Origin of the sequence: Flavobacterium sp. KACC 22758, from assembly GCF_028736135.1 — a bacterium.
Lineage (GTDB): Bacteria > Bacteroidota > Bacteroidia > Flavobacteriales > Flavobacteriaceae > Flavobacterium > Flavobacterium johnsoniae.
In genome coordinates, this window is record NZ_CP117878.1 from 3034874 (window position 1) to 3057129 (window position 22256).

General features: G+C 33.5%; 16 protein-coding genes. 2 read left to right on the forward strand and 14 right to left on the reverse strand.

Annotated features, from left to right (window positions below):
* Positions 1 to 213: 213 nt before the first annotated feature.
* On the forward strand, positions 214 to 3429 hold the full coding sequence (locus PQ462_RS13065) for a TonB-dependent receptor (protein ID WP_274250278.1): 3216 nt from the start codon (positions 214 to 216) through the stop codon (positions 3427 to 3429).
* A 92-nt stretch (positions 3430 to 3521) separates the two neighbouring features.
* On the opposite strand, the gene PQ462_RS13070 is transcribed toward PQ462_RS13065, so the two are convergent.
* From PQ462_RS13070 to PQ462_RS13090, 5 genes are all read right to left on the reverse strand, one after another.
* Positions 3522 to 4955, reverse strand: a complete 1434-nt coding sequence (locus PQ462_RS13070; RefSeq protein ID WP_274250279.1) for a glycosyltransferase family 2 protein — start codon at positions 4953 to 4955, stop codon at positions 3522 to 3524.
* Between the two features lie 12 nt (positions 4956 to 4967).
* The gene (locus PQ462_RS13075; RefSeq protein ID WP_274250280.1) at positions 4968 to 5789 is read right to left on the reverse strand and encodes a hypothetical protein; all 822 of its coding nucleotides are present in this window, start codon (positions 5787 to 5789) and stop codon (positions 4968 to 4970) included.
* A 1-nt stretch (position 5790) separates the two neighbouring features.
* Positions 5791 to 7005, reverse strand: a complete 1215-nt coding sequence (locus PQ462_RS13080) for a YaiO family outer membrane beta-barrel protein (protein ID WP_274250281.1) — start codon at positions 7003 to 7005, stop codon at positions 5791 to 5793.
* Positions 7005 to 7370 (reverse strand): response regulator transcription factor, encoded by a 366-nt coding sequence (locus PQ462_RS13085; RefSeq protein ID WP_012025900.1) that lies wholly within the window; start codon positions 7368 to 7370, stop codon positions 7005 to 7007. Before PQ462_RS13085 ends, PQ462_RS13080 begins: the two co-directional genes overlap by 1 nt.
* Before the next feature lie 82 nt (positions 7371 to 7452).
* Positions 7453 to 9441: a GAF domain-containing hybrid sensor histidine kinase/response regulator gene (locus tag PQ462_RS13090; protein ID WP_274250282.1), complete on the reverse strand. Its 1989-nt coding sequence runs from the start codon at positions 9439 to 9441 to the stop codon at positions 7453 to 7455.
* 297 nt (positions 9442 to 9738) lie between these two features.
* Here PQ462_RS13090 and PQ462_RS13095 point away from each other — a divergent pair, with 297 nt between their 5' ends.
* Positions 9739 to 10656: a bestrophin family protein gene (locus PQ462_RS13095; RefSeq protein ID WP_274250283.1), complete on the forward strand. Its 918-nt coding sequence runs from the start codon at positions 9739 to 9741 to the stop codon at positions 10654 to 10656.
* 218 nt (positions 10657 to 10874) lie between these two features.
* Here the strand turns inward: PQ462_RS13095 and PQ462_RS13100 are convergent, their stop codons facing one another.
* The 9 genes from PQ462_RS13100 to PQ462_RS13140 form a co-directional block, all read right to left on the reverse strand.
* Positions 10875 to 11207, reverse strand: a complete 333-nt coding sequence (locus tag PQ462_RS13100) for a hypothetical protein (protein WP_274250284.1) — start codon at positions 11205 to 11207, stop codon at positions 10875 to 10877.
* Positions 11208 to 11320: 113 nt separating this feature from the next.
* Complete coding sequence (locus PQ462_RS13105) at positions 11321 to 11557, reverse strand: hypothetical protein (RefSeq protein WP_274250285.1); 237 nt, start codon at positions 11555 to 11557, stop codon at positions 11321 to 11323.
* Between the two features lie 203 nt (positions 11558 to 11760).
* The gene (locus tag PQ462_RS13110) at positions 11761 to 12177 is read right to left on the reverse strand and encodes a hypothetical protein (RefSeq protein ID WP_274250286.1); all 417 of its coding nucleotides are present in this window, start codon (positions 12175 to 12177) and stop codon (positions 11761 to 11763) included.
* A 27-nt stretch (positions 12178 to 12204) separates the two neighbouring features.
* On the reverse strand, positions 12205 to 12597 hold the full coding sequence (locus PQ462_RS13115) for a hypothetical protein (protein ID WP_274250287.1): 393 nt from the start codon (positions 12595 to 12597) through the stop codon (positions 12205 to 12207).
* A 436-nt stretch (positions 12598 to 13033) separates the two neighbouring features.
* Positions 13034 to 13846, reverse strand: coding sequence for a hypothetical protein (locus tag PQ462_RS13120; protein ID WP_274250288.1), 813 nt, complete (start codon positions 13844 to 13846; stop codon positions 13034 to 13036).
* Positions 13843 to 14649 carry a hypothetical protein gene (locus PQ462_RS13125; protein ID WP_274250289.1) on the reverse strand — a complete coding sequence of 269 codons (807 nt, stop codon included), beginning with the start codon at positions 14647 to 14649 and terminating at the stop codon, positions 13843 to 13845. Before PQ462_RS13125 ends, PQ462_RS13120 begins: the two co-directional genes overlap by 4 nt.
* A 27-nt stretch (positions 14650 to 14676) precedes the next feature.
* Complete coding sequence (locus tag PQ462_RS13130; protein ID WP_274250290.1) at positions 14677 to 16488, reverse strand: type VI secretion system Vgr family protein; 1812 nt, start codon at positions 16486 to 16488, stop codon at positions 14677 to 14679.
* Positions 16489 to 16664: 176 nt separating this feature from the next.
* On the reverse strand, positions 16665 to 17795 hold the full coding sequence (locus PQ462_RS13135; protein WP_274250291.1) for an efflux RND transporter periplasmic adaptor subunit: 1131 nt from the start codon (positions 17793 to 17795) through the stop codon (positions 16665 to 16667).
* A gap of 3 nt (positions 17796 to 17798) precedes the next feature.
* Positions 17799 to 22178, reverse strand: a complete 4380-nt coding sequence (locus PQ462_RS13140) for a CusA/CzcA family heavy metal efflux RND transporter (RefSeq protein WP_274250292.1) — start codon at positions 22176 to 22178, stop codon at positions 17799 to 17801.
* Positions 22179 to 22256 lie beyond the last annotated feature (78 nt).

The window sequence follows — 22256 nt, forward strand, 5'->3', positions numbered from 1 at the left end:
CTTTTTCTAATCTACTTTAAATATAAGTCTAATCTATTTATTTTTAAACATTTACACAAAGCATTGATTTTAAAGCGATAAAATAATTTCATAATAATAACACGCTCATAATTTTAAGTTAACAATAAATAGTTATATCATTTTAAGTTAACAAAAGCATTAAATCTGATCGAAACAAACTGAGTTTCTTTGTCAAATAAAAACTAAAAAAACATGACAAAACTAAAACTCTTTTTTTCAGCTTTAATGCTCCTTACCATCGGGAACATTTTTGCTCAAATTACCACGTCATCTTTATCTGCTAAAGTTAATGATGGTACAAGTCCTCTTGCAGATGCTGAAGTAACCTTGACTCATATTCCTACTAACGCAGTTTATAGAGCTGTAACGAATAAGCAAGGAAGATTCAGCTTTGAAAATTTAAATGCCGGCGGACCTTACGAATTAGAAATAAAAAGTAAAGACACCAAAGATTACACTAACTCTCAGATTCATTTAGCACTTGGCGACAATGATCTGCCAACAATTGTACTAAGCAAAGTTGATAATACTATATTAGAAGAAGTTGTAATAACAAGTTCAAAACCTTCTTCTAAAAATAACGGAACCAATATCAATGAAAAACAGGTAAATGGTCTTCCGTTAATAAACAGAGGAATTCAGGACGTTACGAAATTAGTTCCTCAAAGTTCTAATAACTCTTTTGCCGGAACCAATTTTAGATACAACAACGTTACAATTGACGGTTCTATAAATAATGATGCTATTGGTTTCAGTCCATCATTAGGCGGGCAGTCCGGAACATCAGGAATGCCTGGAAGCAGTACACGATCTAACTCAATAAGTTTAGATGCAATACAGGATATTCAGGTTTACATTGCTCCTTATGATATTAAATTAGGAAACTTTTTAGGCGGAAGTGTTAATGCTGTTACCCGAAGCGGAACAAATACTGTAAGCGGATCTATTTACAGCTACGGAAGAAATGCTTCTATTACAGGTCCAAACAATGCCGGAGACGGTTCTAAAATGCCAAAATCTTTTGGTGATTACCAAATTGGTTTCAGATTGGGACTTCCTATTGTAAAAGACAAATTGTTTTTCTTTACAAATATGGAATATGCTGAAAGAACAGATCCAATTTTCTACAATGCCGGACAAACTGATGCAAACGGAAAATTAACTTCATTGGTTGATAATGCTACTGCTGATCAGATTTCGAACTTTGTTAAAACAAATTATGGTTTTGATCCGGGAACTTACAATTCATACAACAATTTTGCAATGAGCCGTAAATTTTTCAATAAATTAGACTGGAAAATTAACGAAAAACACTCCATCTCATTACGAAACAATACGGTAGTTTCTCAGGCTACAAACTTAGAGCGCGATGCGGCAAACTTCCGATTCTCAAACATGGATTTTACACAGAAAAACCAATCTATCAGTACGGTTTTAGAATTAAAGAGCCACTTTAACAGCCAATGGTCAAACTCTTTTATAGCAAGCTATTCAGCTATTAAAGATTACCGTGATCCAAAATCAAATAATGTAATGTTTCCTCAGGTAGAAATTGGTTACAACGGCGGTACTATCTTTTTAGGAAACGATCGTGAAGCTACTGTTTTCAACATGAAACAAAATACTGCCGAGATTACAGACAACCTTACTTATAAAACAGGAAATCATACTTTATTGTTTGGTACGCACAACGAATTCTACGATATTAATTACGGATTTGTAAATGCTTTAAACGGAAGGGTTTCTTATAAATCATTAGCTGATTTTTACAATAAACTGCCTTCTCGTGTTCGTGGTACTTATCCTTTTGATGGTTCTACAAGAGATGAAATTTTTAATAATCCTTATGCAAAATTCAAAGTAAATCTTTACAGCGTTTATATTCAGGATGAAATTAGAATTGGAAACAAATTAAAAGTTACTCCGGGTGTTAGAATTGATTATACTGATCTGCCTAATAAACCAAAATTAAGCACACAGGTTCAAAACTCTCCTGCTGATCCAAACTATGGCACAACTTACAGCTATACGCCATTAAGCCAGATAAAAAACAACTTTTTCAGCACTGCTTTAGTTTCTCCAAGAATTGGATTTACTTATAATGTAGACGAAGACAAAACGCTTGTTTTAAGAGGTGGATCTGGAGTGTTTACAGGCCGAGTTCCGTTTGCATGGTTAGGATATGCTTATTATAATGATGGTGTAGGTTACGGAAGTTACGACAAAAACAACCTAACTGCTGCACAGGTTGCAGCGGCTGGTGATCCTTTAGCGACAAATGGATTAAACGGATATCATGATGCAACACCAAAAGTTCAAGCTGACTTAATTGACAATAAATTTAAAATGCCGGCTGTATTAAGAAACTCGCTTGCTATAGATAAAATTATTGCAGGATATAAGTTTACAACGGAAGCTATTTATACAAAAGTAATTCGTGATCTTGAATTCCAACAGGTAAATAAAACAGATAATCCAACTTATTTCTCTTACGATACAAAACACGAAATGCCAATTTATGCGGCTAATATTAATGCTGCATTTTCAAATGCTTACTTACTTTCAAATACAAATAAAGGATATAGATACAGCATTACTGAGATGATCTCAAAAACATACGATTTTGGAGTTAATTTTATGGTGGCTTATACTTACGGAGATTCAAAAGACGTAACAAACGGAATTCGTAATTCGATGGAAAGTAACTTCCAGATGAATCAGTCTTTAACTCCTAATGATCCTCAATTGGCAACTTCTAATTTTAACATCAAACACAGAATTTTTTCTAATGTAGGATATGCTGTTAAATTAGCTGATAACAATACATTCTCTGCCAATGTGTATTTTAATGCACAATCAGGAAATCCGTTTTCATGGGGATTTGTAAACTCAACAATTGCAGGAACAGGACAAGCAGCAGGATTGGCTTATATCTTTAAAGATGCAGCAGAAGCAGCTAAATATATTGGGGTAAATAATGCAGGAGTTCCATCTGCAACAGCTGCACAGCAAGTAGCAGATTACGAAGCTTTTATTAATGGAAATGATTACTTAAAAAGCCGAAGAGGAACATTTACTCAAAGAAATGGTGATACAACGCCTTGGAACATTCAGGCTGATTTGAAATTAATGGACGAAATAAAAGTTGACAAAGTAGGTTCATTCCAAATTTCATTCAGCGTGGCAAATATTGGAAACCTGATTAATAAAGATTGGGGAAGAAGTTATTTTGTTCCAAATACATACAATTCAACAGCCAGTATTGGGTTAACAAAATCTGGAAACTTAGGAGGTCTTGCTACCGGTGATCCTACTTATACTTTCCAAAAACCTACATCTGCACCTTATACTATAGATCAATTAGCTTCACGATTCCAAGGACAGCTTGGTGTGAGATACTCGTTCTAAAGATTGTGTTTTATTTTTTTTAATTTCCCCTGGTTTCTATGCCTGGAAACTAGGGGATTTTTATTTAAAGGAAAATTTAAAACCGTAAAAATTTATTCTTTTTTTGTAAAACCTTTTCTAGTCATTTCGCCCCAGCCTTTGGTTCCCATTACTTTTTCTTTATAACCAATTAAAGCGGCATAAACCGTTAAAGGATGAAAATAAAAAGGCTCGATAAAAGCGGCCAGTAAAAGCTTGAAAAAATCTCTTTGTTTTGGGTATTTATGATACGTTTGTTCTTCGCTGTACAAAGCAATAACCGAAAAGAAAACAGCAAAAGTATATACAAACAATAATAACAGAAGGAAAAAATGCCAATTGAGCAGTCCAAATATAAAAAATACAATAGTAATTACAAGTCCGATAAACTCAATACCGGGAGCCAGAAATTCAAATAAAGTCCAATACGGAATACTCAGCATTCCCAACAATTTATACTTTGGATTCAGGAACATTTTTTTATGAAAATCTAATGTTTCAATTGTTCCTCTCATCCATCGGCTGCGCTGTTTTTTAAATATTTTAAAATCTTCAGGTGCTTCGGTCCAGCAAAGCGGATCCGGAATGTATCGTACAGAATAAGGCAAATTATTTTCGAGCATATAGCGGCGCATTCTTACCACAAGTTCCATATCCTCGCCTACTGTTTTGGTGCTGTAACCGCCTGCAAGCAATGCTATTTCTTTATCAAATGCACCAAACGCACCGCTTATTAGTAATAATCCATCGAGTCTGCCCCACGCCATTCTTCCCAAAAGAAAAGCTCTTAGATATTCTAAAACCTGAATTCTTGGCAGTAAAAGATCCGGCACATTTACTTCTATCAAACGTCCGTTTTTAATAATACACTGGTTTGCAATTCTCACCACACCGCCGGTTGCAATAATACGCTGTCCGCTGGATTCCAGAAATGGTTTTGCAAGTTTTAGAAGCGAATCTTTATCAAGAATACAATCAACATCAATACAAACAACATACGGATTTTGTGCAATATTAAGTCCGGCATTTAAAGCATCGGCTTTACCTCCATTTTCTTTATCAACTACAATTAATTTTTTAAAAGCAGCATTTCTGGAAACATAAAGTCCTCTGATTTTTTTTGTTTCAATCTGCTGATGAAAAGCAAGTTCTGTAAGGACAAGATCATAGGTATTAATTAAAACCTCCATAGAATTGTCCTTGCTTCCATCGTTAACAACAATTACTTCATATTGGTTATAGTTTAGTGAAAGCAGCGATTTTACATTTTCTTCAATAGTAAAACCTTCGTTATAAGCAGGTGCAATTAAGGAAAGTTTAGGAGCAAATTCACTTGTTAGAAGTACATCATAATCTATAAAACTATTCTTTTTTAGATAGCCTCTTAATTCCTTCCCGGAAAGATAAGCCAATATGAGATAAGACGACATAATCAATATCGCATAAGCCAATATTAGAACTAAATATATGTGGGGAAAGATTGTTATTTCGTGATTAAAAAAAGTCATCAGCAATGCTTGTTAAACTGTTAGTGTATGCAGAACATTTTGAGCTTCATACTTTATTAATGTATTTGAAGTCCTTTCTGTTAATTGCTCAACATAAGAAAGTTTTTGAGTCAATTTAAGCTCTTTTATAAGCTTTAAACCAAGTGTAACAACTGTAGTATTTTGTGATTCCAGTAAAAGTTCAATACCTTTTGTATCGCCTATATCATGTTTTTTAAAGGCATGAATAATATTAACCTGAGTCCAGTCGTCAATAGGATTTGTATGTTCAGAAAGGTGAACAATTCCTTTTGTTCCTGCCAGTTTAATACAGGCATTTATTGCCGTAATTTGTAAAATTTTATTTCGCGCACGGGAAAAGGTTATGATAAGATCAAAAGCATGGTAAACATTCATTTCTGCAAGTTCAGTAATTCCCTTGCACTTTACATCCCATTTTAAACTTTTCAGTTTTTTAAATGAGTCGTTTTTAAGCTCAGAATCTTTGTAAAACTGTTCTAATTTTTTTGCATAAATACCATCATAATTTTTATGAAGATTTATAACCGATTCTGTAATAACTTCTCTAAAAAACTTTTTTTGAGACATTAACGCATACTCATTATTCTTTAAAATATCTGAGAATGAAATATCTTCAAAAACTACAGAAAAAAGCAGTTTATCTATAAATGCATCATATTCAATTTTACGTCTTGCTTTTATTATATTTTTATTTCGGCTTTTAATAATTAAAAGGTACAGGAATAACGATGTCAATACAAACAAGCAGATTGACAAAGTTAAAAAAGGTTCTACCCATGTTCCTCTCTTATAAAATTCCCATAAATCAGTCATCTTAAAATCGTTTCGTGATAATTATCTGAGCATTAAACCTGTTTCTGTATTCACCCGGCAGATATTCTTCGTATTCATACAGAAAAATTGGACGTACAAAAAATGAATCACCAAAACGATGCTGATACTGCACCCCTGCTCTATAGGCCTTTAGCGGCTGCGTAAAATTGCTGTACAAGTATAAATAAGGTACGTTTCCATATTGAAGTTCAAATCTCACTACACGCTCTTTTTCTTCGTTAGTATGCTGAAAACTTAAAACATGAGAGAATAACTCGTTTCGGGTATCATAATACGGTCTGTACGCAATTGTATTAGTGCCCATTTTATACGAAATCTGTCCGGTCAGCAATGTTACATCATCAGTTTCAAAATGCATAAATCTGGCCCCTAAAGCATAATCAAATCTTTTTTGAGGTCTAAAATAATATTCGGCACCTACTTTTGCCACAGGAAATATCGTTTCGCCAGTTGAAACACCTGCATTCACATACAAATAATCTTTTTTTGAAAAAGTCTGATAATAATCTGCTTCAAACAATGCCTGAGTATCATTTTCTATATGCCCGATATTAGCACGCCCCACAAGAGCTGATTTGCTAAATTTATGTGCATATTCGACGTAACCGTAATGCATTGGCGCCTGTCCAGGATTTGATGTAGAAATATTTAAATAAGAAGCCGAAACTGCATTTTTTGTCTTACGGCCAATAAGCGTTCGGATTCCTTTAAAAGCCTGAGTGCTGTTTTCGTTTACCGATGCTTTTTCTATAATTTCCAGTGCCTCTTTGTCTCTTCCGATTTTTTCTAGGCAGGTCACTTTTATTTTTAAAACATCAATATTATCAGGATCTGTTACCAGATATCGATCGCAGTACGAAATACATTTTTCAAAATCTTCTGTCCAATAATACACATTTATAATCGCCAGCAAAGCATCAGGATTAGGATTAATACTGTCTGTCATTGGAGATAAGGTTTGTATTGCTGTTTTATATTCTTTTTTCCAGCTGTATACACGTCCTGCAAAAGTTTTTATATCTTCATTTTCAGGATATTTTTTAAGTAAAGGATCAATTAATGATAATGCTTTATCATAACTGCCTTTCTCTGCTTGACTTCTTGCATTTGCCAGAGTTTCATCAATATTAATTTCCTGTCCTGCCGCAGTAATAGAAATAAACAACAGGATAATTGAATAGTATATAAATCTCATTAAACACGTGTTTTTAGTAATTTATTAATTCTCACCAAAAGTACGGCCGGACTTATAGGTTTTGCTATAAATTCATTTGCACCTATGTCAAAAGAATCAAGCTCTGTCTGTTCAACGCCCGAAGAAGTAAGTATAATTACAGGAATATCTGAATTTAGGGTCTGCCTAACATACTGCGTAATTTCCATTCCGCTTATGCCCGGCATATTTATGTCTGTAAGGATTAAATCGCAGCCATTATTTTTAATAGCTTCCAGTGCGTCTTTACCATCAGAAAACTGGTCAACTGTAAATCCTTTAGACTCTAAGAAAAAGGATAATGATTTGCGCAGGATATCATTATCTTCGGCTAAAATTATTCTCATGGCTCAAAATTTGTCTTTGGGGGTAATCTTTATCTTGCAAAATCAAGAAACTTACGTAAAGCTAAAATTTATTTCGCTTTTATCATAGCTCTTTTAAATATTTAACTACTTCAATTATACCGCAATGAAAGATATCTGCCTTGTCTGCAGCTTCACTAGAAAATTTTTCGTTTCTGGCTTCTTCTTCAATAACAGCTAAACAATTACTAAGATCATCAAGCATAAACATATCCATGCTGGATCTCATATTATGCGCTAAATTTTTTACTTTAAGATAATCATTATTTTTAAATGCTTCTTCAAGTAAAGCTTCTTCAGCCGGGATTTTTTCGATAAAAAGATTAATCATATCCTGTCTAAAACCTAAATCACCGCAGGCCATTTCATCAATAAAAGATAGATTTACCCTTCTTTTTCGTGTAAGCTTATAATCTGGATTCAGCACCGTTTTTATGGTTTCTAAAAGTACGGGCTGTTTAAAAGGCTTTGGCACATAACCATCCATTCCTACATTATAGCATCGTTCTTGTTCCCCCATAAGCGAATGCGCGGTCATTGCAATAATCGGAATGGTTGAGTTCATTTCGTTTCGAATATATTCAGTAGTCTGATATCCGTCTTTAATTGGCATTTGAAGATCCATCAAAACCAAATCATATTCATTTTTTAATAAAAATTCGATTCCTTCTTCGCCATTTTCTGCAATATCTAGTTCAAAACCAAAATTCTGCATAACGCTTTTTACCAATTTTTGGTTCAAAACATTGTCTTCACAAAGCAGTATTTTAAGTTTCCCCAGACTTTCTCCTGTCAATTCTTCAATTGTTTCTTCGGTATCATCTGATTTTTTATAATTAATAACAAAAAAAAATTCTGAACCTTTATTCTGCTCGCTTTTTACATTAATTTCGGCATTCTGCAGTTCGATTAACTGCTTTACAATATTAAGACCAAGACCGGTTCCTCCAAATTTTCTTGTTGTACTGTCTTCTGCCTGAGTAAAACGTTCAAAAATAGTTTTAAGTTTTTTGGGAGGAATTCCAATACCGGTATCTTTAACTGAGAATTTAAGAGTATAATGATTTTCTGTTTCTCCAATCATTTTTACAGAAACGGTTACCTCTCCTTCATGAGTAAACTTAAGTGCATTACCAATTAAATTAACTAATATCTGGTTTAATCTTCCTTCATCTCCAATAACCATTTCCGGCATATCGGCATCAAGAAAAAGATTGAATTCGACCTCTTTAGGAACTTTTATTTTAAGTAAATTATAAACATGTTTTAAGGTGTTTTTTAAATTGAAAGGCACAGCTTCAATTGTTAGATTACCCGATTCCATTTTAGACAAATCCAAAATATCATTCACAATCAAAAGCAGATTTTCTCCTGCTATCTGCACACTGTTTATATAATCTCGCTGCACAGCATTAAGTTTTGTCTGCGCAAGCAGATCTGTAAAACCTATAATTGCATTTAACGGCGTTCTGATTTCATGACTCATATTGGCAAGAAAACTATCTTTTGCCAATACGGCTCTTTCTGCAATTTTTTTCTGTGCATCTAGCTGAACGTTCTTTGTTCCAAGTTCCAGCTGGCTGATTACGTGTTTTGCAACAATTCGAAGTGCATTTCGCTGATCTTCGTTTAATTCTTTCGTAACATGGTCAACAGCGCACAAAGTACCAATGTTATAACCGTCTGGTGTTGTTAAAGGAACACCAGCATAAAATCTCACATTAAAACCTCCTCTTACGTTAGGATCGTCTTTAAACCTGTCATTTTTAAATGTATCATTTATTTCAACCATTTTTGATTCCAAAATGGTATATCGGCAGAAAGAAATTTCACGAGGCACTTCAGAAATTCCAATTCCAATTTCAGATTTAAACCACTGCCTGCTTTCGTCTATAAATGAAATATGCGCTATTGGCACACCGCATATATACGAAACAAGTTTGGTAGCATCGTCAAAAGCATTGTCAGGAAGCGTGTCTAGTATATTGTAACGTTTTAAAGCTGCTAAACGCTCAAGTTCGTTGGATGGTATTGGTAATTCTGGAGTTTTCATTGTAACTAGTGGTAAAATGCATAAATATAAAAATAATTTGAGATAAAACGGGATTAAAATATTTTATGACTCACAGTGTTAATTTGACAGAGAAAACCAAAGACCTAAAATTAATAAACAACTGTGTTCTTAAATTAAAACGAAAACAATAATTTTTCCTTGCATTATTTCTAAAACCAATCCGTTTTTACAGACTCAAATAACCTCTATTTTTTCTACTTTTGTTGTAATATCTGCGTATTAATGTGTTTTCATTAAATTCTCAGTCAATATTATCTCCTAATTCTGTGTTGAAAAATGATCATTAAGAAAAAAAACACGTGGTTTAAAATGCTCTTTGAATGGAGAGGTTCAGTTTTACCGCAGCTTTTACCAAGACTTTTATTACTGCTTTTATTTTCGTTTTCAATCGTGTATTTCAAACCGTTTCTTATAGAAAAAAATCTACATATTAATCCGGCGGTTTTTACTTTATTCGGAATTGCGCTTGCTATTTTCCTGGGTTTTAGGAACAATGTAAGTTATGATCGTTTTTGGGAAGGAAGAAAACTTTGGGGAGCCCTGCTTAACGATACACGTTCGCTTGCGCGCCAAAGCATCACGCTTGTAGAAGACAAAGAATACGACGCAAAACGTGACAATTTCATCAATCTTCTTACGGCATTTGTTTACAGCCTTAAACACCAGCTTAGACATACGAATCCGGATTATGATTTAGACCGTCTGCTTTCAAAAGAAACAGCAGGACAACTAAAAAATGCACATTACAAACCTATTGTGCTTTTGAGAGAATTGGGAATTTGGGTAAAAAATGCCAAAGCAGAAGGAAAATTTGACAGCATGGCACAATTGGCTTTTGAAGAAAATTTAAACAAACTTTCGGATATTGTGGGCGGATGCGAAAGAATTGCAAGTACTCCAATTCCTTATACTTACAGTGTTTTACTTCACCGAACAGTTTATATTTATTGTTTCATGCTTCCGTTTGGTTTTGTCGAAACAATGGGCTGGATTACACCATTTGTCATTGTATTTATTGCTTACACTTTTGTAGCTCTTGAAGCCATTGCCGACGAACTAGAAGATCCCTTTGGGTTACAGCCAAATGATCTCGCTCTTGATGCCATGTCGCAAATGATCGAGAATACACTTTTAGAATTAAACAATAAAAAAATGCTTCCCGTTGAAAAACCAAAGGACTATTTTATTACTTAAAATTTATAATCAAAAATTAAAAAACCAGCCAATAAAAATCTATGGCTGGTTTATATGATTCTATTATAAAATTTGTCAATACAATTTTAGACTAGACAATAAATATTGCAAGAGCGGGAAGTTCGCGCCAACAGTAGAGAATAGTATAATGAGTATAATATTTTGTTTCATGACTAATTACTTTATAAAAATAGTTTCTATATATCGCATTAGTTTGTCTATTTTTTATCTTTTTTTTGTTCTAAAAGCGTCATATAAAAAACATGTCCATTGAAGCATTTTCCTGTAGGTTTGCATCCATATTTTTTTAAAGTATCTGATTTATATTCTTTTTTAGAAATTAATAAATCATTACAATTTGAAAACGAGAACATACCATCTTTATCTGTAACAGTATATCTTTTTTGATTTATAAAATCTTTTACTAAAACGCCTTCTATTGGTAAATTAGAATTTATATCTTTAATATATCCATATTGTTTTCTATTTATAGAAAACAATATTATTCCAAGTAAAACCATTCCAATTAAGCACAAAACTTTTTTTTTCATCTCATTAATTTATTCTTTATTGCAATTCAAAATAACTTATGTTCTATATAAAAAGTTAATGGACGAGTATAAGAATACTTAATCGTCTCATAAGCCAAAATATATAATCGAATTTATTTCTGAGGATAAAGATAAATTCTTTGTCCTCTAAAACATTTATTTGATGTCTCTCCTGAATTACTACATCCAAAAGAAGGAAGGGTATCAATTTTATAGTCTTTTGCACTAAAAATTAGCTTGGAGGGGTAATTTTGGGTATATGACAATTCAAAATAACCATCTTTATTTGTATAACTTGTGATATTGTTATCAGCATCAAACACTTTAACATTTTCAATTGGAACATTCATTTTTATATCGTATACATAGCCGTATTTTAATTCATTGTTACATGATACAAAAAAGATATTCATAAAAATAATTAAACAACTTTTCATGATTTTTTTTTATTTAGTTAACCAAAGTAAACTCAAGGCATCTTCTTAATTAACTACTGTTCTTTTCTATTTTTGATTATAGGAGTTTTATTGTAATTAATTCTAGAAAATTACATCTATTCTGGAACAGAACCTCTTTCTATAGATTTTAGATTTTCAAAATAAATTATCCCCAAATCAATTGTGTCTTTTTTGTTGTAATCATTTTTATTGTAATATCTTTTCACATCAATATATTTGTAAATTTCATGATTATTCAGGTAAAAAACTTGTTGAATCATCGTTGAAGCACTTCTCAAATCAGAATAATTATCTACGAAAAAACCATTATATAGAAATGCTCCATTATCATCTGTTTTTATTGTATCATTCATACGGTTAATTGCAAATTTGCTTACAAAAATTCCCACCCCTTTAATTGGCTTATCATCAGCTTTTGAATAAATTTTGCCTTTAATATTAGGCATTATAATATGTTTTTTTTTACTACAACTAAGCAAAAAAAAGAAAATAATAAAATATTTAAAATTCATATAGCAATTATTTATGGAAGGTTTATTTTAAAATTTATAATCTTGTCTCACACAAATTTTTCCTAAAGTATCGATCTTAATATTTGTAGAATTATTTGCTTTGTAAATAATTTTTTCATCTCTTAATTCATAATAGTTTATAGAATCTCTTATCTGATTTAATAAAAATAAATTACTTTTTCTAACTCCAAAAGCATTTGAAATTCCATTTCCAGAGGAGTTCCATTTTTTAAACAAAATTTTTTCTTTACGATTAGAATAAATAATATTATATGTGTTACTATTAACACCTTGATTAAAAGTCTTGAATTCAAATATGTAAAATGAATCCTTGTTAAATTTTAAACAAAAAACATCTTCAAGATTTAAAGAGATATTTTTTTTTCTCTTTTGTAATTTGAGAAAATAGATTTTTTTCACCTTTTTTTGAAGCTGTAAGAAATGAAGATTGATTAGATAAATAAATTTTAACTTTATTATCAATATTGTAACATCTTATGCCATTGTAATTTTATTGTTTATATTTTACAAGCTTTAGCTCTATTTTTTCTGAAATTATTTCATCTAAACTTCCATTAAAACAATTATAAGATTGTCCAAAACAAAGTGATGTTACTAATAGAAATAATATCTTATACATTATTTATTCTTTTTGTTTTTTAATTGATTTACTCTTTATGTCCTGAGCATCATAAAATATATGACTTTTTCCTGAAGCCAAACTATCTCTTTGTTATGCTTTATCTTTGTGCTGTGGATTGGAGAGTCTCGTGCGAGCAATATTCCTTTTAGATTAAAATGCTAATATGATCACGAGAGGTGTGCTCACGTCAGTACCTATAATGTTTATATAAGTTTAAAGTTTATAAAACCATTTTGATTTTTTTTTATCAAACAAATCATATACTAACATTATACCTTGTTCTTTTGTTATCTCTTTTTGTTCCTTTGATTGTTTCATTTTTACATAATGATTTTTATCTATCTGAAAATTATTGCCATTCAGAGAATAAATTGCAATTTTATCCTTAAGGAAATCCCAATTCATGTAATCTAATAGACCATCATTGTTAAAATCTCCAAAACAATCTTTACCTTCAATATAACCATCTATAAAGCAGAAAGATTTTAAAATTTTTCGATTTTTTACATTTAGTAATACCCAATAATTCCGTTCTAAATTCCTAAAGAAACGTCTGTCTCTTGCTGACAACAAAACAAAATTATTTCCTTTGAATTCAAAGAAATCAATACCTCCTGTAAATAGTAAAAAAGTTTCTTTAAAATATACTTGCTTGTTTATATTGTTTTTTAAAAGATAATTGATGTTGACTTTTGAATCATAAAACTGTATATACTCTCCATCATTTTCTTGATTATTGTTCGGTATCGAATCATAACAAAAATGATATATTGGATATTTTTTACTAATTTGTATTTTATAAGTTTTAGATTCAGCTTTACTTCTTGCTTCAACTATACTGGAAATCCTATGATCATAAATTTGCTGACCATTACCCATACTTATATCTGTAAATTGTATTTTCTTTCCTTTTAATAAGTTGAAACTGAATTCATCATTACTGCTGTATTTTGAAAAATTACTAAATACCAGTATTAAAAAACTACTTAATAAAATTTTTATTTTGTTCTTTTTAAAACAATTCATATTGTTATAATTTTAGCTTGTCCAGAATAACTTTTCTTTAATTTAAAAAATCTATGCCAATATTTCGATCCTGGTGGCGCATTTAATTGCATTTCTCCAGATCCTTTTCCTCCTCTCCATTGATTTGAGCCATTTGTTGGATCATCATCTGGGGATATTTGAGTTTTGAATACTGCTGCAATTTCTGCTTGCATTTCAGGAGTCATTTTAGAAAGTTCTTTTCTTAAATTCCAAAAGGCTTTACCACTTTGATTTTCATATACTCCTGATAAATATTTGTCTTTTTCTAATCTTCTTACTTTTTTTGTGTCTGGATCAGTATCTTGCATACCCCAATAGTACATTTCTTTTTCACTACCAGCTACTTTTTTAAAATTATTCATAGCAAACGCATAGTAATCTGGAGCATAACCTTTTCCTTCAGCGTATGCCCAATTTGCTCTATCTAATAATTGTTCATTATTTAACCCATACTTTTCCGTAAAATTTAAAATTTTATCACCAACATCTTTTCCTTTTTGTACTTCTAAAAATGTAGCCTGATCGGTTATATAAACATTATTGCCAGCTCCAATTTTTCCAAGGTAGACTCCTTCTTTGTTATAAAAATAACCACTTATGATGCTATTTATGAGTTTTTTAGTATTTGGCTCTGGCGGGTCTTGTGGCTCACCATAAGTATAATTTTTAGCATAATAATTTATGCTTCTTCCTGAATTAATTTTGATACTCTTCGCAAAAATTCTTGAAGTTTCGCCTGTAATTTCAGTAATTTTTCCTTTTACAATTCTTGTCCTAGACATATTCTTTTAATTTCAATTTAATAGGTTTTAATTCTGTGTAGTATCCTCGGTACTATTATTTTGAATATCATTTTTTGAGTGAAATTCAGCATTTTCTTGACTTAGCGAAGTAAAGTCAGAATGACTTATTGTATTTCTATCTTGTTTTGTCTCAGAATGGAGATCACCGTCAATTTGTTCATGAAAGTCTCCTTTTACATGAAGTAGATTACTGCCTATAACTTGAGTATCCATAATCCCTCCAACCTGTAAAGTTTTATTTATACCCGCAGTTTCGAGAATATTAGTTCCAGCTTTTACAGTAATACTTTCCGTTGCCTCAAAAACAATATTTTTCGCTCTAACGGTAAAAGTTTCCGGCGTCGTGGCGTTTATGTTTTTGTTCTCTTCGTCTAGATGAATTTCATTTCCGCTTGGGTCAGAAAGCCAGATTCCTACTTTTTCAACAAATTTTAGTAACATCCCGAAACGGAGTTTCCAGCCTTTAATACTGTTTTTGCTGTCAAAAAACTCAGGTTTTGCCTGTCCGTTGTAGTGTGAACCGGATACATAAGGAAAGTCAATATTGCCGTTTTCAAAACTTACCAATACTTCGTCTCCAATTTCTGGTCTCCAGTACATTCCTCTTGAAGAACCGGAATAATACTGCATCACACGAATCCATTCGGTTTTTGTGCTTCCTGTTCCCCAGTAAAAGCTGACCTTTACACGTCCTAAACTTTCGGGATCATTGTTGTCTATTACAATAGCAGGCTGATTTTCTGCTTTTGCAAAAATTTCTACATTGGTATAATACGGTGCCGAAACATCGGCAGGAATCGCTTTGAACTCACAGGTGTAATTACCATGAACTTCAGAATGGTGTATAACTTCTACAGCTACAAGTTCATGTTCGACAGTTTCGTTTTGGATAATAAAAATCTGCCCCACGCCTATTGGCAGATACGAAACACCTGTATAAAAAACACTGTTTGCATCTCTGCCTGCCGTTTGCAGTTTTACCATTTCTTCTATTTGAGATGCATTTTTTACCTGATTGGTAAAAGCGGCAACGAACAAATTGGGCTGAGCGACCGATGCCTGCCTGTCTAAAGCTGTTCTGGAAAAACCGTCACCGCTTCCCTGATTTGTTTTGGGCTGAGAACTGACAATTTGTTTTGCATTATTACAATCGTAAGCTCCAAAAGCTGTTTTATGCGATGCTAAATGAGTCTGAATACCAAATTTATGCAGTGAAGCTCCATTGATAAGTTTGACCTTACTGTTTTTGAGCTGTCCGAACTGCATGCGCATTCCGTCAAAATACAGCCATTGTCCGTAACAGGCTGAAAGTCGTTTCAGGAAGTTAAAACTTGTTTCGTTGTACTGCGCTTTGTAATCAAAAATTGTGGTAAAAGTAGGTGCTATTGCCTCTCTGTTATAAAATTCGCCGGCAGTTTCATTGGCAAAAATATCAAGCGCAATTTCCTGCAGGTTACGGTCTAAAAATGTTCGGGCTTTTTTTAAATCATCAAGCAGAATAGTATGGCTTATTCCTTTTACATAAAGTCCGCCCGGACTTCCGCCGACATCATAAGATTCAAGGTTTGTAATAATTCCTTTTGCCATTAAATGGATTCCGGTAAGGCTTTTAAAAGTAAAAATAACTTCCCGTCCCTGGTATCTGCGAATTGCAGCGGCTTGTTTTAGCGGATCAATAACTGCTTCTGCCACATGCTGCCAGACAAAAGAGAAATAATGGTGATCCATCATTTTTTGAGTAATCTCTAAGTCATAATAAACAACATTTTTGCTAAAGTCATCGATAGTTATTTTTACCTGATCTGAAAATCTTGCCATAAGAACATGTTTTTTAGTAATTAATATACTTGTAAACATATCTTTACAAATTTTCAAAAACAGTCGCTAAAAGGTATTATTATAACAGAATAAGGTAAATTTTTAATGAAGGTTTATTAAATCAAAAAAGGCTGTCTAAATTGACAGCCTTTTGTTTTGTATCATTTGTTTTGCTGCTAATTATCGCCTCCATTCATAAAAGTCATTAAAAGCGTATAAGCATTTTTGACTACAATTTTTGAAGATTTATCTATAAAAGATGATTTAATCTGTCGGTATCCGTTACTGGAACTTCCTGTTTCAACCGGAATCATTTTATATTTTTGGTTTTCAGTATTTGAAAAAACATAAAACTTATTCTGCCATTTTACAATCGCATCTTCCGGAACTGTAAGCGCTTTTTCGTTTTCAAATTCAGCTTCGGCATTAATAAATAAACCGGGAATTAATGCATTGTTGTATGCATTCAATTTACAGACAACTTCGGCAGCGCGGTCTCCGTTAAGACTTAGATTGATGTAAGCAATTTTTGCTGTATATTTTTTTGAAGGAGCGGCATTGGTAAAAACAGAAACGGTCTGCCCAACAGAAAGCAGATGAACATCTTTTTCAAAAGCATTCATAACCAAAACTACATCGCTGGTTTCCATTAATTCAAAAAGCATATGGGTTGGAGAAATATATTTTCCAACATTTACATTTACTTTGGAAACCAAACCGTTTATAGGCGAAAGAACCGAAACCGTTTTACTGATATTAGAAGCCGATAATGTTTTTACATTAATTCCTGACAAAGAAAGTTTTTGTGCAAGCGATGCCATATAAATACGCTGTGTCTGCATTTCTGCAGCAGTTTGTTCAAACAATTTATCACTGCTTGCTTTTTTTGCGTTCAGTTCTTTTTGTCTGTTATATTCACTTTGAGACAGCTGGTATTTTTCTTTTGCAGTTAAATAATCCTGTTGCAGCTGAATATACTGCATATCTTCGACTACAGCCAATAACTGTCCTTTTCTAACATGCATTCCGGCCATTAAATCAGTTTTTTTAATGTATCCGCCTAACGGAATACTTACACTTACAACACTTTTGGGAGGCACCGTAACAGTTCCCTGCAGTTCTAAAATTCCTTTTACATTTTTCTCCTCAGGATTTCCTGTTACCAATCCGGCGTTTTTTACCTGCGAATCGCTTAACTCAATTGTGTTTTCCTGCTTTTGCACTTCAGTTTTTTGTTCTTCTTTTTTATCACTTTTGCATGATATCATCAAAACAAGACATAAAACAGCTGTTATATAGGTTTTCATTTTTTATAAATTTTGAAGAGTTTGAAGAGTATTAACAGCTTTATTATAGCTGTTAACCATGTCTAAATATTCGTTTTTTATCGTTACAGCCTGATTGATAACCATTACCCATTGCAGATAATCAATATCTCCATTTTCAAGCTGGCTGTTTGCTGCATCAATAATAATCGAAGCGTTTTTAAGTCCGTCATTTTCATAATACAGCAGACTTTCTTTGTATTTCTCAATCTCGCTTACGGCATTACTGATTTCTGCTTTGGTTTCAATTTTAATAGTTTCTGCCTGTGCTTTGTAATTTTCGTATTCGATCTTTGATGCTTTGTTTCGCGCTGACTGACTGGAAAAAAACAACGGAATCGAAAGCCCGACATTTACATAATTAAACCTGTGGCTGCTGTCGTAATACACATCCTGACCGGCCGAATTGGTCTGAGTGCCTATAATGCTTAAATTGTTATATCCCAAAGTAATATCAGGCATCATTTTGGCTTGTTCTGATCTCCATTTCCATTTTGCGGCTTCGGCTTCATGATTCGAAAGCTGTACCTGTGGAAGTGAAGCAACATCTGATTTTTCATTTACCGAAAAATTAAAATCATTTTTAATTTTATTCGACGCAGGTTCATAAACTGTGCTGTCCTGAAGAACGGCATTAAACGAATTCAGTGTTATTGCCAGATCTTTATTAATCATTGTAAGCTGATTTGAATAAAACTGTCTTGCCGACTGCGAAGCGGTTTTTTCTAAAACATTCGTTTCTCCTACTTTATAGCGTAGCGATGCTTTCTGTTCCATTAATCGATAAATAGAATCTGCATAAGTCAATAAATCCTTTTTGCTTTTCAGCCAGATATAATCGTAAAACAAGTTTCTTACATTTGATTTAATCTGCTGAGAAGTCAATTGAGACTGCGCTTTTGCCGAATTATAATTTTCCTTTAAAGCCTTTTTTTGATGTGCATAAACGGTAGGAAAAGCAAAAGCCTGGCTTACGCCGAAACGGGTATCATTTACGCCGCTGTTAAACTGTCCGTAATCTGCATCGACAACGGTTTTTGGAATATCAAAAGCCGATTTTTGAAGCTGCTCTTTTGATTTTTCATTCAGCTGTGCGGCCTTGATTCTTTTATTATACTGAATTGCTTTTGACAACGATTCTTCAAGCGAAATTGGCTTTTGCTGTGATTGAACCGAAGCTGTAACCAATAAACCAATTAACAATAAAGTCAGTTTATCTATTTTATGTTTTTTCATTTTTTTAGAAAATACTTTAGTGTGAAACGTCATTAAATAAATAGACGGAAGAACAAACAGCGTAAGAAGTGTTGCTGTAATAAGTCCGCCAATTACAACAGTTGCCAGCGGACGCTGTACTTCTGCTCCTGCTCCGTTGCTTAAAGCCATTGGAAGAAATCCTAAAGATGCCACAGCGGCCGTCATTAATACGGGTCGAAGTCGGTTTTTAGTTCCGATAATAATAATTTGAAAAGGATCTGAAACTTCGCCTTGTTTTTGAATTCGGTTAAACTCTGATATCAAAACAATTCCGTTTAAAACCGCTACTCCAAAAAGCGCAATAAAACCAACTCCAGCCGAAATACTAAAAGGCATATCGCGCAAAGCCAGTCCAAAAATGCCTCCAATTGCGGATAAAGGAATTGCGGTAAAAATGATCAAACCTTCTTTAAACGATCTAAAAGCAAAATACAGTAATGCCAAAATCATAAATAAAGCGGCGGGAACAGCAACGCCAAGTCTTGATTTTGCCTGCTGTAAATTTTCGAACGTTCCGCCATACGTAATATAGTAACCCGGATCAAATTTGATCTGAGTTTCGACTTTTTTCTGTAATTCTTCTACAATAGACTGAACGTCGCGTCCGCGTACATTAAAACCAACGATAATTCTGCGTTTAGCATCTTCACGCTGTATTTGGTTTGGTCCTTCGACTTCTTTTACAGAAGCCGCCTGATAAAGCGGAATCTGCATTCCGGATGGTGTGGCAATTAATAAATTACGAACATCTGAAATATCTTTTCTGCCGCTGTCTTCAACCCTAACGACCATATCAAATCGTTTTTCGCCTTCATAAATACTTCCGGCTGCCGCTCCGGCAAAAGCTGCGTTTACGGTTTTATTTATATCAGATACATAAATCCCGTATTTTGCCATTTCTGCCCATTCGTAATCAATTACAATTTGAGGCATTCCGGTTACTTTTTCAACATACAAATCTGTCGCTCCCGAAACCGTTTTGCTTATTTCTCCCAGTTTCTCAGCATATTCCGCCAGTTTATTTAAATCTTCGCCGTAAATTTTGCATACCAAATCTTGTTTGGCTCCCGTCATTAATTCGTTAAAACGCATTTGAACCGGAAACTGAAAACCTGTTGTAACTCCCGGAGCAATCTGCTTCACCGTTTCGGTCATTTTATCAGCCATTTCAGGGAAAGATGATGCGCTTGTCCATTCTGATTTATCTTTCAGAACAATAATCATATCGCCGCCTTCAATTGGCATTGGGTCGGTTGGAATTTCGGCACTTCCAATTCTCGAAACTACTTTTTCAACTTCTGGATATTTATTTTTTAGTTCAGTTGATATTTTCTGGATGGTTTCTGTTGTGGTCGAAAGATTGGTTCCCAGCAGTAATCTGGTTTCTACTGCAAAGTCGCCTTCTTCTAACTGCGGAATAAACTCTCCTCCCATTCTGGCAAACAATACCAAAGCAATTCCGAATAAAACAAAGGCAGAAACTACAATTGCTTTTCTAACATTTAATGCTTTCGAAAGCCAGTTTTCATAATAGATTTCCAGTTTTGCCATAATCCTGTCTGAGAAATTTGGTTTATGGCTTATTTTTTTACTGATGAATAAAGAACTTACCATTGGCACATACGTCAAGGATAATATAAAAGCACCCAAAATAGCAAAAGCAACGGTCTGTGCCATTGGTTTGAACATTTTACCTTCAATGCCTTCTAATGATAATATTGGAAGATATACGATCAGGATAATAATCTGTCCAAAAACAGCCGCGTTCATCATTCGCCCTGCCGATCCGGTAACTTCTTTATCCATTTCTTCCTGCGAAACAGAATCGACGTTTTTATACTTTTTGGCGCTGTGCATATGATGCAGAATGGCTTCGACAATAATTACGGCTCCATCTACAATTAAACCGAAATCGAGCGCGCCGAGACTCATTAAATTACCGCTTACACCAAAAGTATTCATCATAATAATGGCAAATAACATCGCTAACGGAATTACGGATGCAACAATAAATCCGGCTCTTAAATTTCCGAGAAAAAGTACCAGAACCAAAACTACAATCAATGCACCTTCGATTAGATTTTTTTCTACAGTACCAATCGCATTATCTACCATTTTGGTACGATCCAGAAAGGGTTCTATTTTTAAACCTTCCGGCAGGATTTTTTCTATTTCTGTAACACGTTTTTTTACGGTTGCAATAACATTATTGGCATTTTCGCCTTTTAACATCATGACAATTCCTCCCACTGATTCTCCAAAATCATCGGTTGTTAGAGCGCCATAACGTATAGCCGAAGACATTTTTACTTCGGCAACATCTTTTATTAAAATAGGTGTTCCGGCCTGCGTGTTTTTTACAATGATATTCTGTATATCTTTAATGTTTCGGGTAAGCCCCACACTTCGGATATATAATACGGTAGGGCCTTTTTCAATATAAGCACCGCCTGTGTTTTCGTTATTACTGCTCAATGCGGTAAAAACTTCTTTTATAGTCAGGTTTTGTGCTTTTAACCGGGCTGGATTTACTGCAATTTCATATTGTTTCAATTTACCCCCAAAAGTGGCTACATCGGCAATTCCGGGCGTTCCTAAAAGCTGTCTGCGAATAGTCCAGTCCTGGATTGTTCGTAAATCTTCAAGCGAATATTTTTTCTCAAAACCGAGCTGAGGCTTTAAAACATACTGATAGATTTCGCCAAGACCTGTTGTTGCAGGAGCCATTTCGGGTAAACTGGCATTTTCGGGAATTTCTACTTTCTGCAAACGCTCTGTAACCTGCTGGCGCGCCCAATACACATCGGTATCATCTGAGAAAACAATGGTAACAAGCGAAAGCCCGAAACGCGAAATACTGCGGCTTTCTTTTAACTGCGGTATATTGCTTATAGCTTGTTCTATCGGGAAAGTTATAAGACGTTCAACATCTTCTGCGCCCAGTGACGGAGCAGTTGTAATAATCTGAACCTGATTGTTGGTGATGTCAGGAACGGCATCAATTGGTAAACGGGTTACTTCAAACACGCCGTAGATAATCCACAGCAGTGTAAAGATCCCAATTACCAGTTTATTTTTAACTGAGAACTGAATGATTTTATTAAGCATAATGTATTAAAATTTTAGAAATAAATACAATGCCGTTAAAACATAAAGATGCCTTAACTGCAAAGAGAATTCTTAAAA